This is a genomic window from Providencia sp. JUb39 (genome assembly GCF_012272845.1).
Classification (GTDB): domain Bacteria; phylum Pseudomonadota; class Gammaproteobacteria; order Enterobacterales; family Enterobacteriaceae; genus Providencia; species Providencia lanzhouensis.
In genome coordinates this window covers 534,063-549,136 of record NZ_JAAWXD020000001.1, presented here as the reverse complement: position 1 = coordinate 549,136, position 15,074 = coordinate 534,063, and the positions used below count along the sequence as shown (strand labels likewise).

Sequence of the window (15,074 nt, the reverse complement as noted above, 5' to 3'; positions counted from 1 at the left end):
TTAATAGTTTTTTAAACTACGATAAAATTATGATAATAGTATAACTGAATTTTAAATTGTTATTATCTTCGTTAAATAACAATTTAAGTTAGGAAAGATGAATATCTAGCATTAAATATAACCAGCGGTAGCTAACCAAAAATACCTCATTTATATCAATTAGATAAATTAATCTCCCGCCGGGTATTTTTTGATGCACATTCTAATTTAATAATTAAATATTGCCACTTCTATTCTTCTTTTTTAATCACTCTGTGTCTTTAGTCAAAAAAATAACTGGTCAGATATTTATTTTGGCATTATTCATGATAAAAGAATATTGCAACGAAGTATGTTTATCTTCATTGCAATAATGAAAGTATAAAAATAATGCATCACGATGATGCTGGAGAATGAGAATAATGAATATTGTTGACCGTTTTATTTCTTATACAAAAATTAACACCACCACGAATAGGGAAAAAGGCGCCGCAGGCATCATGCCATCCTCTGAAGGCCAGCGCGTTCTTGCCAAACAGCTAGTTCAAGAGTTAGAAGGCTTAGGCTTACAGGATATCAAACTGCGTGATACAGCTATCGTTACCGCAACACTGCCTTCCAACCTCGATTATAAAGTGCCAACGGTGGCATTCTTTGGTCACTTAGATACGAGCGCAGAGCAAACTAACGACACCAAAGCACAAATTTTGCCTTATAACGGCGATGATATTTGCATGAATAAAGAACTCAATATTTACCTGCGTAAAAGTGAGTTCCCAGAATTAGAAAATTACCTTGGTGATGACATCATTGTCACCGACGGTACCAGCCTATTAGGTGCCGATGATAAAGCCGCTATCGCCTCGATTATGGATATGTTGCAGTACTTTAAACAAAACCCAGACATCAAACACGGGGATATCAAAGTGGGCTTCGTTCCTGATGAAGAACAAGGTCTACGCGGCGCGAAAGTGTTTGATGTGAAAGAGTTTGGTGCAGATTTTGCCTACACCCTAGACTGCTGTGGTATTGGCGAGCTGGTGTATGAAAACTGGAATGCGGGGGATGTTGAAATCGTCTTTACAGGTAAGTCAGCTCACCCAATGTCCGCTAAAGGCAAACTGGTGAATTCCCTGCTAATGGCGCAGAAATTTATCGCAATGCTGCCCGGTGGCGAAGCGCCTGAATATACTGAAAACCGTGAAGGTTATTACTGGGTTAAGCAGATGTCCGGTAACAGCGCTCGCACTGTTCTGAAAATGGATGTGCGTGACTTTACCGAAGAGGGCTACCGCGCTCGTATGGCATTCCTGAAAAAATTGGCGGGTCACTGTGAAGACCTGTGGGGACCAGAAAGCGTAACCTGTACCTTAGCTGACCGTTACTCAAACGTGTACAACAGCTTACAAGGTGAAAACCGTTATCCAATCGATATTGCTCACGCAGCTTATGAAGCTTGCGGGATCACGCCAAAAGTTATCCCTATGCGTGGAGGCTATGATGGTGCAGCACTTTCACAGAATGGTCTTCCTTGCCCGAACATTTTCACTGGCGCTCATAACTTCCACTCGATTTATGAATATCTACCAGTGAAATCTCTGTATGCCGCCAGTGATGTTTTAAAACAAGTGGTACAAATTACGGCAGAACGTTTCAAGCCAGGAGCTAAAGCATGATCCCAATTCTAACGGTTCTGATTATCGTTGTTTTGGTTGCACGCTTTATTCTGAAGGGATACAAAGCTGAACCAGTGTTGTTAATTGCCGGTTTAGTGTTGATGATTTTCACCCTAGCCTTAGGCTGGGGTCCTATCCTACCGAAAAGCGTCGCAACCACGGGCATTACTTGGCTTGACCCGTTTGAAGTGATGCGTGACCTATTTAGTAGCCGTGCTGCTGATCTTGGTTTGATGATCATGGCACTAATGGGTTTTGCTCACTATATGGATCACATCGGTGCCAACGAAGCGGTAGTACGCGTAGCAACTAAACCACTGAAAAATATGCGTTCGCCTTATGTGCTGCTATTTTTCTCATTCTTGTTAGCAAGTATCTTGCAGTTAGCGATTCCGTCAGCGACAGGCTTAGCTGTACTGTTAATGGGGACCATGTTCCCAATTATGATTGGTTTGGGGCTCTCCCCTGCATCTGCCGCTGGGGTTATCGCAACATCCCTTGGGGTTGCTTATACACCAACCGCAATTGATGCTATCCGTGGTGCGAAAGCCGTTGATATGTCAGTCGTTGAATATGTACTTTACTACCAAGGGCCTGCGGCATTAGCCACGGTGCTGGTGGTCGGTATTACCCATATTTTTTGGCAACGTCATTGTGACCGTAAACAAGGTTTCGTCCCTGAAATTGGTAAAGCGGTGCAGTCCCATGACAAAGAAGTGACAGCTAAATCGGTGCCGGGCTACTATGCCATTTTACCGATGCTGCCAATCATTATGGCAGTCGGCTCTTCCAACCTGTTTTTTGAGGGAATTCACCTCGACGTTGTGACCATCGTACTGATTGCTATGGCAATTTGTATGGTATTGGAAACCGTGCGAGTGCGTAACTTCAAGCAAGTGTGTAATGGTTTCCAAACCTTCTTAAATGGGATGGGGCATGCGTTTAGTAACGTAGTCGGACTGTTAGTTGCTGCGGGTGTGTTTGCTCACGGGATCAAAGTCAGTGGTGCCATCGACCAATTAATCCTTGGCGCAGAATCCGTCGGTTTACCACCATTTGCGATGGCGATTGTGTTTGCATTAGTCACGTTAGCCGCCGCTATTATTATGGGTTCTGGTAACGCACCATTCTTAGCATTCGTGGAGTTAATTCCACAAATTGCACACAGTATGGGGGTTAACCCGATTGCGATGATCCTACCAATGCAGCAAGCTTCGCATATGGGGCGTGGTATGTCTCCGGTTTCGGGGGTGATAATCGCCGTATCCAGTGGTGCCAAACTTCAACCATTCGATGTGGTAAAACGAACCGCCATACCGCTGATGGTCGGGTTTGTCGCGCACTGTGCAATTATTGGAATTTTCTACTAAATCGTACTCTGGGATATATCCATAGAGTTTAATCTGCACACCACAAATAAGACCCCAATGGAATCCATTGAGGGTCTTATTCTATTGAAGAACAATAATCTGTTTCCACTCATTTCTTATCTTGTCGGACAGCAATATTGTGTGATTACCTTGATTGGTGGTCAATCCTGAAATAGATAGTCTTAATTGCAATCTATTCGATGTCTGGATTAGGTGAAGGGTGCTAATCGGGAGCTGCGCATGCAGAATAATGCTATCTCCGCTGTAATAACAGTGACAAGGTAATCCCTCTTCTTCCCCATCATCTATTTTGAGAAAAGTGTCTGAGTGGACATCACCACAGCCATACTCTGCATCATAATCTAGCCATAAAATATCTTCTGAGCTGGAACGGCTAGCATGGCTATATATTTCAATTTCATATTCAGGTTTATCTGTTCCGATTCGATAAAACATAATAGATGTTCCATCATTTAGCCGTGAGCTACTGACGAGTAGGATTTGTCCATCATGCTTTTCTTCGGTGATAGGTGCCAAAATATTATCCTTTGCTACGCTGTGGTTAACGTTGTAAGTGGCATATTAGCAGGGTACTTTATTCATTTTTTATCATAGATACCAGCCAGTAATCCCTATTTATAAAGGCTTTCTCACAAATATTCGTTTGGCTCTCATAGTATTAGGCCTGCAATTGCAGACCTGTTTGTTATTATTTTTGACACTGGCAAGCTGAATGATGATGCGAGTGATGACCGTGATGACTTTCGTTACCACAGCAGGCATCTATCGCCTTATTGATAATTTCAGCTAGCGTATTCACTGTTCCTAAAATAGTCGGCAGTTGCTCACAGACATTCGCACAGTCCGAACGATCTGGATTTGGGATAGTCGGCGGGATCAGGCTATCACAGAGAATTTCTTGCAAGACTAAAGCAAAATTGGCGATACCCGTGGTGTAGATATAAGAACGTCCACCCGTTTGCTCAGCTAGACGGGCATATTCTTGTGTTACTCTGTCTCTATCAGCTAGGCTTGGGAAACGGTCAAGATTGGTTGGCGCATCATCCGGTGTCCCTTGATAGGTGTACACTTTGACATGAGCATGTTGAGCAATTTCAATCGCTTCATTGTTTTTGGCTATTGCCGCACTGGTAAGTCGACCACCACCGCCCTCCATGCCTTCATCACCTAAGACAAAAATGGCTCGTCTAGCACCATCACGCCAGTCAAAGTATCGACTCACATCAATGACGGCTCGGCAGAGATCTTCTTTGTTCCCCGCATGGTCAATACCATCCGCTTCTTTAAATGGAGGACGTGCTTGTAGGCTACTTTCGTTAACTCCTTTTAAGATTAAATAATCACTCACCGATTGATCGAATTTAGTCCCCGTCCAAACACCTTGTATCCCCAAGAATGTGGCGCGTAAATGTGATGGACAATTTGCTGCTGCTTTTTCAATAGCTGCGTCAATTTGTTGGCTAAGATCCGTAGATTCATCAGACATGGAACCGCTGGTATCAATCACCACGACCAAATCTAAGGCAATATCCCCCGTTCCTGTAACCAGCTGCGAAGTTTGGTTAACCATAATACTTGGTGCTCCAAACGAAGCCATATTTTGCATCATGCTGTTAGATGTTATTTTATTATCATTTTCAATGTCATTACTTTCTGTATTTTTACCCATAGTTATATTCCTGTTAATTTCATAGTATTTAATTTATTGGATTTCCATATTTGAATAATATATTTATATAATACTTTTATAACGTATTTAATCACTCCTTAATTGATTCAATCGAGGGCGGTATTATTAATTTATTCGTATTTGCATTGACATAATAATAAATGTCAATGCGTTAATATTTATTAAAATATCCAATTAAAAATCAATGCATTAACAAATAAAGTTAATTAAATATTTTTATTATTTATGTTTTACCAGGCAAGATAAAAAGACAATGCATTGATTTAAAATAAAGCAATGCATTCTCCATAGGAGCATTTCAATTATTATTAGTCCCTAATAAATGAGGTAATATTCATTGCGTTACTGTTCACCTATATTACTTCAAAATTTTAACTGACATACTTAATCACCATGAAAACAGTCAATTAAAAGCATCTCGTTATACAAAAATTATTCTAATAATGAAATAAATCATTTACTAACACCGAATTAGAACACTATCTAAAAAATGAAAAAATTTGATAATTTAGCCGAACTCTATAATGAAAGTTTGGAATGGCCATATCGAAAAGAACTCGAATTACCCACGATAAAAAATTGGTTAGGTGACACTCGTTCACTAAAAATACTGGATTATGGTTGTGGCGCAGGAGGGATTTCGCGTTGGTTAGCAAACCAAAGATGTCAGCAAGTTGTAGGGTATGATAGTTCAATTGGCATGATTAATAGCGCCCAAATGCATGAAATAAAAGAACCATTAAATATTGAGTATTTCAGTGAATTAGACGCCCTCACTCATCACCAATTTGATATTGTGGTCGCTATCTATGTTCTTCCGTATGCAACCAATGAAACACATCTACTCTCACTACTTAAAAGCATGTACCGTACCTTAACCCCTCGAGGTAAGATTATTGCAATAACCCTATCTCCTGATTTTTCGGCTGACCCCGATTATTATCTTCCTTATGGTTTTCAATTAATTGAGTCGAAACCTCGGCATGATGGAAGCTGTGTCGATTTGATACTTTATACAGGGCAAAAGCGTTATACACTGCCCGCCTACTATTATGCGATGCAAACGTTAGAGAATACGTTTTTACATGCTGGGTTCATCCATGTCTCGACGCTTTGTTATTCAACTTCATCTTTAGAAAAAGACCCATCTCTGTTTCATTATATTCAGTGTCCTCATTCTGTCATTATCACTGCAACAAAAACAATTCCTTAAATTAGTTCAAAACATGATACCCAATCACGAAAGTCCCTACAGTGGGCTTTCTTCTTATATACATACAATGGAGACCCCATGAGTTTAAAGCAGCGCAGTTTAACTCTTTTGCACACCACCCGTTTTGTTACTTTTGCTACACTCAGCCCCGAAAATGTTCCGTGGGCAACCACCGTCGAGCCGAAAATTCTGTTCAATCCTCTACGATTTCTTTGGTATTCCGCACATCAAAGCCAGCATTCCCAAAATATTCGCCATCACGCCCAAGTAAGTGGAACGCTGTTTAATTATCATTTACCTGAGTTTGGTTCTGCCGGTTTTGACGGCGCTCAGTTCATAGGAACAGCACGGGAATTATCGGTTGATGAGTCTGCAGAAGCTTATAGGGAATTTCATCAACATTCACTTTTCGATGAAGCTCAAAATACGTTGCCTTCTATTGCCCTTGAGCAACTTCAAAAAGGCGGCCATTCACGCTTTTATGAACTTATTATTGATCAGTGGTGGTTGTTTGATATGGAACATTGGCTGGCTAATCAAGAAAGTCGCCGCATTCCTGTGCCGCTGAGCTACCTTAATGATGAATAGCTGGCAATGGGTAGGTAAAAAAAACCGGCATCTTTCGACACCGGTTTCTATTAAGCGATTTTGTAAATCAGAAATTAGTTCTGATTGTCGCTGGTGAAGCCTGCATTTAACAGTTCAGCTAAGTTCGCTGTTGCTTCATCTGCGCTAACTTGTGGAGCTTCCACAGCTTCGCTCAGATGACGACGACGGATACGATCCTGGTGGTACGCGAAACCAGTACCTGCTGGGATCAGACGTCCAACAATAACGTTCTCTTTCAGACCGCGCAGTTCATCACGCTTACCTGCTACCGCTGCTTCTGTCAGTACGCGAGTTGTTTCTTGGAACGATGCCGCTGAGATGAAGGATTCTGTTGCCAGAGATGCCTTAGTAATACCCAACAGATCACGTTCAAAGTTAGCTGGAATCTTACCTTCAGTTTCCAGTTTACGGTTAGAAACTTTAACTCGTGAGTACTCAACTTGCTCACCTTCGAGGAATTCAGAGCTTCCTGCATCCGCGATGGTGACTTTACGCAGCATCTGACGAACGATAACTTCGATGTGTTTATCGTTAATCTTAACGCCTTGTAAGCGGTAAACTTCCTGAACTTCGTTCGTGATGTAACGAGTCACAGCATGAACACCACGCAGACGCAGGATATCATGTGGAGACTCTGGACCATCAGAAACTACGTCACCGCGTTCAACGATTTCACCTTCGAATACGTTAAGCTGACGCCATTTAGGGATCATCTCTTCGTATGGCTCACTTCCATCTAATGGAGTGATAACCAGACGGCGTTTCCCTTTGGTTTCTTTACCAAACGAGATAATGCCGCTGATTTCAGCCAGAATCGCAGGCTCTTTCGGACGACGAGCTTCGAACAGGTCAGCAACGCGTGGCAGACCACCCGTGATATCTTTAGTACCTACGGATTCTTGTGGAATACGCGCTAAAGTATCACCGACGTTGATTGCAATGCCATCATCTAACTGAACAATTGCGTTACCCGGTAAGAAATACTGAGCAGGCATGTCTGTGTTAGGGATCAGAACATCTTTACCGTTCGCATCGACTACACGCAGTGCAGGACGTAAGTCTTTACCAGCACTGGTACGCTCAGCGGTATCCATAACAACGATTGAAGATAAACCAGTTAACTCATCAGTTTGACGAGTCATTGACAGACCTTCAAGCATGTCGGAGAAGCTGATGATACCCGATACTTCACTGACAACTGGCATGGTGTGTGGATCCCAGTTTGCAACGGTTTCACCGCCGATCACTGCTGCACCATCACCCTTCGTTAAGTGCGCACCGTAAGGAACTTTATAGCTCTCTTTAGTACGACCGAATTCGTCGATCAGACGCAGTTCTGTATTACGAGAGGTAATTACCAGCTTGCCTTCTGAGTTAGTAACATATTTCGCGTTGAACAGTTTCAACGTACCTGTGTTACGAACTTGGATGCTAGATTCTGCTGCCGCACGAGATGCCGCACCACCGATGTGGAACGTACGCATCGTCAGCTGTGTACCCGGCTCACCGATTGACTGTGCCGCGATAACACCGATAGCTTCACCTTTGTTGATGATATGACCACGAGCAAGGTCACGACCATAACAGTGAGCACACACACCGAAGTCAGTTTCACAACTTACTACGGAACGTACTTTCACGCTGTCAACAGAGTTAGCTTCTAACAGGTCACACAGTTTTTCGTGTAACAGTGTATTACGTGGAACCAGAATATCTGCAGTACCTGGGATCAGGATATCTTCTGCAGTTACACGTCCAAGTACACGTTCACGCAGTGGTTCTTTAACGTCGCCACCCTCGATAACTGGAGTCATCAGGATACCTTCGTGAGTACCACAGTCATCTTCAGTGACAACCAAGTCCTGAGCAACGTCAACTAAACGACGAGTCAGATAACCGGAGTTCGCAGTTTTCAATGCGGTATCCGCAAGACCTTTACGAGCACCGTGGGTAGAAATAAAGTACTGGAGAACGTTCAGACCTTCACGGAAGTTCGCCGTGATTGGCGTTTCGATGATTGAGCCATCTGGCTTAGCCATCAGACCACGCATACCGGCCAGCTGACGAATCTGCGCTGCAGAACCACGAGCACCGGAGTCGGCCATCATAAAGATACTGTTGAAAGAAACTTGTTGTTCTTCTTCGCCGTCACGGTTAATGACTGCTTCAGTAGACAAGTTTTCCATCATCGCTTTAGCAACACGTTCGTTTGCCGCTGCCCAGATATCGATAACTTTGTTGTAACGTTCGCCTGCTGTAACCAGACCAGACTGGAACTGTTCCTGAATTTCTGCAACTTCTGCTTCTGCTTCGGCGATGATCCCAGCTTTTTTCTCTGGAATAACCATATCGTCGATACCAACTGATGCACCAGAACGTGCCGCATAGGCAAAACCGGTATACATAATTTGGTCAGCAAAAATAACTGTTGGTTTCAGACCCAGTACGCGGTAACAGGTGTTCAGCATTTTGGAGATAGCTTTCTTACCTAACGCTTGGTTAACCAGCGAGTAAGGCAGACCTTTCGGTACGATCATCCATAAAATTGCACGACCAACAGTGGTATCAACTAAACCAGTGTTAATCGTAATGTTACCTTCGCTGTCTTTCACTTCTTCAGTGATACGAACTTTAACGCGAGCATGCAGTGAAGCATGACCAGAACGGTAAACACGCTCAGCTTCTTTAGGACCGGCTAAAACCATGCCCTCGCCTTTCGCGTTTACGCAGTCGCGCGTCATGTAGTAGATACCTAATACAACGTCCTGAGAAGGAACGATGATAGGCTCACCACTTGCCGGAGACAGGATGTTGTTGGTTGACATCATCAACGCACGCGCTTCTAACTGAGCTTCCAGAGTCAGAGGAACGTGTACCGCCATTTGGTCACCATCGAAGTCGGCGTTATATGCCGCACAAACGAGTGGGTGCAATTGGATAGCTTTACCTTCGATCAGAATAGGTTCGAACGCTTGGATACCCAGACGGTGAAGTGTTGGTGCACGGTTCAGCATAACTGGGTGTTCGCGGATAACTTCATCCAAGATATCCCAAACAACCGCTTCTTCGCGCTCAACCATTTTCTTCGCAGCTTTAATGGTTGTTGCCAGACCACGTAATTCTAATTTGCCGTAGATAAATGGTTTGAATAACTCAAGAGCCATTTTCTTAGGCAGACCGCACTGATGCAGACGCAGGTATGGACCTACGGTGATTACAGAACGACCTGAGTAGTCAACACGCTTACCAAGTAAGTTCTGACGGAAACGACCTTGTTTACCTTTGATCATATCTGCCAAAGATTTCAGAGGACGTTTGTTAGAACCAGTGATTGCGCGACCACGACGACCGTTATCTAACAGTGCATCAACCGCTTCTTGCAGCATACGTTTTTCGTTACGTACGATGATATCTGGCGCAGCCAGATCCAGAAGACGTTTCAGACGGTTGTTACGGTTGATTACGCGACGATACAGATCGTTCAGATCCGATGTAGCGAAACGACCACCATCCAGTGGTACTAATGGACGCAGATCAGGTGGCAGAACTGGCAGAACGTTCAGGATCATCCACTCTGGTTTGTTACCAGATTGAATAAACGCTTCTAACAGTTTGATACGCTTAGTCAGCTTTTTACGCTTGGTTTCTGAGTTAGTTTCGTTTAACTCTTCACGCAGCGTTTCACACTCGTTCTCAAGATCGAGGTTTTTCAGCAGACCTTGGATTGCTTCCGCACCCATTTTCGCGTCAAATTCGTCACCGAACTCTTCCAACGCATCTAAGTATTGCTCTTCTGTCAGAATCTGTGCGCGCTCAAGGCTAGTCATCCCGCCTTCAACAACAACATAAGATTCAAAATACAGAACGCGTTCGATATCGCGCAGTGGCATATCGAGCAGCAAACCGATACGAGATGGCAGTGATTTTAAGAACCAAATATGTGCAGTTGGAGACGCGAGTTCAATATGACCCATACGCTCACGACGCACTTTAGTTTGTGTAACTTCAACGCCACACTTCTCACAAATCACACCACGGTGTTTTAAACGCTTGTACTTACCGCACAGGCATTCGTAGTCTTTTACTGGCCCGAAAATACGCGCACAGAAAAGACCGTCACGCTCAGGTTTGAACGTACGGTAGTTAATGGTTTCTGGCTTTTTAACTTCACCGAATGACCATGAACGGATCATGTCAGGTGATGCCAGAGCAATCTTGATCGCATCAAACTCTTCGGTCTTGGTTTGCGCTTTCAGAAACTTAATTAAGTCTTTCACAAAATGGCTCCTGTCGGAGTTAGACCTGTCAGGTGAGTGCTCGAGGCCACTCTCCCCAAATCCCAGTGCTTACATGGGCCGGAAGGCGAACCTTCCGGCACAGAACGAATTACTCGTCTTCCAGCTCGATGTTGATACCCAGTGAGCGGATTTCTTTCAGCAATACGTTGAAAGATTCCGGCATACCAGGTTCCATCTGATGGCTGCCATCGACGATGTTTTTATACATCTTCGTACGGCCGTTAACGTCATCCGATTTAACTGTAAGCATTTCTTGAAGAGTATAGGCTGCACCGTATGCTTCCAGTGCCCACACTTCCATCTCCCCGAAACGCTGACCACCGAACTGCGCTTTACCACCCAGCGGTTGCTGAGTAACCAAGCTGTAAGAACCAGTTGAACGGGCGTGCATCTTATCGTCAACCAAGTGGTTCAGTTTCAGCATGTACATGTAACCTACGGTGACTTGACGCTCAAATTTCTCGCCAGTACGACCGTCGAACAATGTAATCTGACCTGAAGTTGGCAGACCGCCCAGTTTCAGCAGTTCTTTAATTTCTTTCTCTTTTGCACCATCAAACACTGGTGTTGCAATTGGCATACCTTTTCTCAGGTTCTCTGCCAAACGCATAACTTCTTCATCAGAGAAAGTATTTAAGTCAACTTTCTGACGCGGATCATCACCTAAATCGTAAGCTTTCTGGATGAATTCACGCAGTTTGGCAACTTCTTGCTGCTGTTTAAGCATAGCATTGATTTTTTCACCAATACCTTTAGCAGCCATACCTAAGTGAGTTTCCAGAATCTGACCGATGTTCATACGTGATGGTACGCCCAGCGGGTTCAGAACGATGTCAACTGGGTTACCGTTTTCATCGTAAGGCATGTCTTCAACTGGGTTGATTTTTGAGATAACACCTTTGTTACCATGGCGACCCGCCATTTTATCACCCGGTTGAATCTGACGTTTAACTGCCAGATAAACCTTAACAATTTTCAGTACGCCCGGTGCAAGGTCATCACCTTGAGTGATCTTGCGACGTTTTGCTTCCAGTTTCTTAGCGAACTCAGATTTCAGTTCATCATACTGTTCAGCTAATTGCTCTAACTGGTTCTGTTTCTCTTCATCAGCTAATGCTAATTCTAACCAACGGTCACGAGGCAGTTTGTCCAGTTTATCAGCTTCAATACCACCGCTGATCAGTACGGAACGGATACGAGAGAACAGTGCGGATTCAAAAATACGCAGCTCTTCTGTTAAGTCTTTCTTCGCATCACGTAACTGAGTTTCTTCGATTTCCAGAGCACGTTTGTCTTTCTCTACGCCATCACGGGTAAATACTTGTACGTCAATAACCGTACCAGATACGCCGTTAGGAATACGTAAAGAAGAGTCTTTAACGTCTGAAGCTTTTTCACCGAAGATAGCACGCAGCAGTTTTTCTTCTGGTGTTAATTGGGTTTCACCTTTAGGGGTTACTTTACCAACCAGAATGTCTCCGCCTTTCACTTCTGCACCGATATAAACGATACCGGATTCATCAAGTTTAGACAGTGCTGCTTCACCAACGTTTGGAATATCCGCAGTGATCTCTTCAGGCCCTAATTTGGTGTCACGAGACACACAAGAGAGTTCCTGAATGTGAATAGTTGTGAAACGGTCTTCTTGAACAACACGCTCAGAAACTAAGATGGAGTCTTCGAAGTTATAACCATTCCATGGCATGAATGCCACGCGCATGTTTTGACCCAGTGCTAATTCACCGAGGTCTGTTGAAGGGCCATCAGCTAACACATCACCACGTTCAACTGGTTCACCTAAAGATACGCAAGGCATCTGGTTAATACAGGTGTTCTGGTTAGAACGAGTGTATTTAGTCAGGTTATAAATATCGATTCCAGCTTCGCCCGGATACATCTCATCTTCGTTAACTTTGATAACGATACGAGAAGCATCAACGTATTGAACTGAACCACCACGTCTTGCAACAGCAGTAACACCGGAGTCAACCGCTACTGCACGTTCCATACCTGTACCAACTAATGGTTTGTCAGCACGTAAAGTAGGAACCGCTTGACGTTGCATGTTCGCACCCATCAATGCACGGTTAGCATCATCGTGTTCAAGGAATGGGATCAGTGACGCACCAACAGAAACAACCTGTTGAGTCGAAACGTCCATATATTCAACTTGTTCACGGCTGAATAAGCTTGACTCGCCTTTGTTACGGCAAGTAACTAATTCTTCGATGAAACGGCCATCGTCGCTTAATACGGTGTTAGCCTGAGCAATGATGAAGTTACCTTCTTCGATTGCAGACAGGTAATGGATTTCATCAGTTACGATGCCATCACGGACTAAACGGTATGGAGTTTCTAAGAAACCGTACTCATTGGTCTGTGCATAAACAGATAATGAGTTGATCAGACCGATGTTCGGACCTTCAGGGGTTTCGATTGGACAAACACGACCATAGTGAGTTGGGTGTACGTCACGTACTTCGAAGCCTGCGCGTTCACGAGTCAGACCACCTGGGCCTAATGCAGAGATACGACGTTTGTGCGTAATTTCAGACAGTGGGTTGTTCTGGTCCATAAATTGAGACAGCTGGCTGGAACCAAAGAACTCTTTAACTGCTGCTGAAATTGGCTTAGCGTTGATCATATCCTGTGGCATTAATGCATCGAGGTCGCCCAGAGAAAGACGCTCTTTCACTGCACGCTCAACACGAACCAAACCTACACGGAATTGGTTCTCAGCCATTTCGCCAACGGAACGAATACGACGGTTACCTAAGTGGTCAATATCATCGACTTCGCCTTTACCGTTACGGATATCGATGAGTTTACGCATAACATCAATGATGTCTTCTTCACTCAGGATACCAGAACCTTCGATTTCATCGCGGTTCAGTGAACGGTTGAACTTCATACGACCTACAGCAGACAAGTCGTAACGGTCTTCAGAGAAGAACAAGTTATCGAACAGGTTTTCTGCAGCTTCGCGTGTTGGCGGCTCACCAGGGCGCATCATACGGTAGATTTCTACCAGTGCACTTAAGCGATCGTTCGTTGGGTCGACGCGAACGGTTTCAGAGATATAAGCACCGTGGTCTAAGTCGTTGGTGAACAATGTTTCGATTGTTTTGTGACCAGACTGGCTCAGACGTGCCAACATATCTAATGACAGTTCCATGTTTGCTGCACAAATCAGCTCACCGGTGCTCTCATCGATGTAATCTCTTGCAACAACTTTACCTGCGATGTATTCAACAGGAACTTCGATGTTGCTAACTTCTTCTTTTTCTAACTGACGAATATGACGAGCAGTGATACGACGGCCTTTTTCAACATACACTTTGCCGTTTGCTTCGATATCGAAAGAAGCAGTTTCACCACGCAGACGCTCAGGAACCAGCGTCATCATCAGTTTGTTATCGCGGATTTGGAATACAGTTTTGTCGAAGAACAGATTTAAGATTTCTTCGGTGTTGTAATCCATTGCACGCAGAATAATGGTCGCAGGTAATTTACGGCGACGGTCAATACGTACAAACAGGTTATCTTTCGGATCGAATTCGAAATCAAGCCATGAACCACGGTAAGGAATAATACGTGCGTTATACAGCACTTTACCTGAAGAGTGAGTTTTACCTTTATCGCTATCGAAGAATACACCAGGACTACGGTGTAACTGAGAAACGATAACACGCTCAGTACCGTTGATAACAAAAGTTCCGTTTTCAGTCATGAGTGGAATTTCACCCATGTAGACTTCTTGTTCTTTGATGTCTTTAACGGTGCCTTCAGGAGCTTCTCGCTCATACACGATCAGGCGCAGTTTTACACGCAGTGGTGCAGAATAGGTCACGCCGCGAATTTGACATTCTTTAACGTCAAAAACAGGCTCACCTAAACGATAGCTGACATATTGCAGCTCAGCATTACCGCTGTAGCTCTGAATTGGGAATACGGAACGGAAAGCAGCTTCCAGACCATTCTGGCCATCAGGATCTTGCTCGATAAACTTCTGGAACGAGTCAAGTTGGATGGAAAGGAGATAAGGTATATCCAAAACTTGTGGACGTTTACCAAAATCCTTACGAATACGTTTTTTCTCGGTATAGGAGTAAACCATAGGTTTCCTCAGCTCGTTGATCAGTGACCCAAATCGTTCGCCTTTAGATTAAGGGCAGAACAGGAACGCGTTTTTTGAAGAAATGGAAAATGAATACTTTC

At 43.9% G+C, this 15,074-nt stretch carries 8 protein-coding genes; 4 read left to right on the top strand and 4 right to left on the bottom strand.

The genetic code is table 11. The features are described from left to right. Nucleotides 1-401: 401 nt before the first annotated feature. Nucleotides 402-1,655: a peptidase T gene (pepT, locus tag HFU86_RS02435; RefSeq protein ID WP_187128657.1), complete on the top strand. Its 1,254-nt coding sequence runs from the start codon at nt 402-404 to the stop codon at nt 1,653-1,655. Next, nucleotides 1,652-3,025 (top strand): C4-dicarboxylate transporter DcuC, encoded by a 1,374-nt coding sequence (dcuC, locus tag HFU86_RS02430; protein ID WP_132497211.1) that lies wholly within the window; start codon nt 1,652-1,654, stop codon nt 3,023-3,025. The genes pepT and dcuC overlap by 4 nt, the downstream gene beginning before the upstream one ends. A gap of 81 nt (nt 3,026-3,106) precedes the next feature. Here dcuC and HFU86_RS02425 read toward each other — a convergent pair whose 3' ends face one another. Then, nucleotides 3,107-3,562, bottom strand: a complete 456-nt coding sequence (locus HFU86_RS02425) for a hypothetical protein (protein WP_187128656.1) — start codon at nt 3,560-3,562, stop codon at nt 3,107-3,109. A gap of 172 nt (nt 3,563-3,734) precedes the next feature. Continuing rightward, complete coding sequence (locus HFU86_RS02420; protein ID WP_432206748.1) at nt 3,735-4,715, bottom strand: VWA domain-containing protein; 981 nt, start codon at nt 4,713-4,715, stop codon at nt 3,735-3,737. Nucleotides 4,716-5,226: 511 nt separating this feature from the next. On the opposite strand from HFU86_RS02420, the gene HFU86_RS02415 reads away from it, so the two are divergent. Together HFU86_RS02415 and HFU86_RS02410 are read left to right on the top strand one after the other, a co-directional pair. Beyond that, nucleotides 5,227-5,949 (top strand): class I SAM-dependent methyltransferase, encoded by a 723-nt coding sequence (locus HFU86_RS02415; protein WP_187128655.1) that lies wholly within the window; start codon nt 5,227-5,229, stop codon nt 5,947-5,949. A gap of 78 nt (nt 5,950-6,027) precedes the next feature. Beyond that, nucleotides 6,028-6,537 carry a pyridoxamine 5'-phosphate oxidase family protein gene (locus tag HFU86_RS02410; protein ID WP_187128654.1) on the top strand — a complete coding sequence of 170 codons (510 nt, stop codon included), beginning with the start codon at nt 6,028-6,030 and terminating at the stop codon, nt 6,535-6,537. A gap of 74 nt (nt 6,538-6,611) precedes the next feature. Here HFU86_RS02410 and rpoC read toward each other — a convergent pair whose 3' ends face one another. Together rpoC and rpoB are read right to left on the bottom strand one after the other, a co-directional pair. Next, on the bottom strand, nt 6,612-10,835 hold the full coding sequence (rpoC, locus tag HFU86_RS02405; RefSeq protein ID WP_036953634.1) for a DNA-directed RNA polymerase subunit beta': 4,224 nt from the start codon (nt 10,833-10,835) through the stop codon (nt 6,612-6,614). Between the two features lie 109 nt (nt 10,836-10,944). Then, nucleotides 10,945-14,973, bottom strand: a complete 4,029-nt coding sequence (rpoB, locus tag HFU86_RS02400) for a DNA-directed RNA polymerase subunit beta (protein ID WP_036953635.1) — start codon at nt 14,971-14,973, stop codon at nt 10,945-10,947. Nucleotides 14,974-15,074 lie beyond the last annotated feature (101 nt).

What these genes read in the sequence shown, in the direction of transcription:
- dcuC (WP_132497211.1), top strand. Translation starts at nt 1,652, where the DNA reads ATGATCCCAATTCTAACGGTTCTGATTATCGTTGTTTTGGTTGCACGC.
- HFU86_RS02410 (WP_187128654.1), top strand. Translation starts at nt 6,028, where the DNA reads ATGAGTTTAAAGCAGCGCAGTTTAACTCTTTTGCACACCACCCGTTTT.
- pepT (WP_187128657.1), top strand. Translation starts at nt 402, where the DNA reads ATGAATATTGTTGACCGTTTTATTTCTTATACAAAAATTAACACCACC.
- rpoB (WP_036953635.1), bottom strand. Translation starts at nt 14,973, where the DNA reads ATGGTTTACTCCTATACCGAGAAAAAACGTATTCGTAAGGATTTTGGT.
- HFU86_RS02420 (WP_432206748.1), bottom strand. Translation starts at nt 4,715, where the DNA reads ATGGGTAAAAATACAGAAAGTAATGACATTGAAAATGATAATAAAATA.
- HFU86_RS02415 (WP_187128655.1), top strand. Translation starts at nt 5,227, where the DNA reads ATGAAAAAATTTGATAATTTAGCCGAACTCTATAATGAAAGTTTGGAA.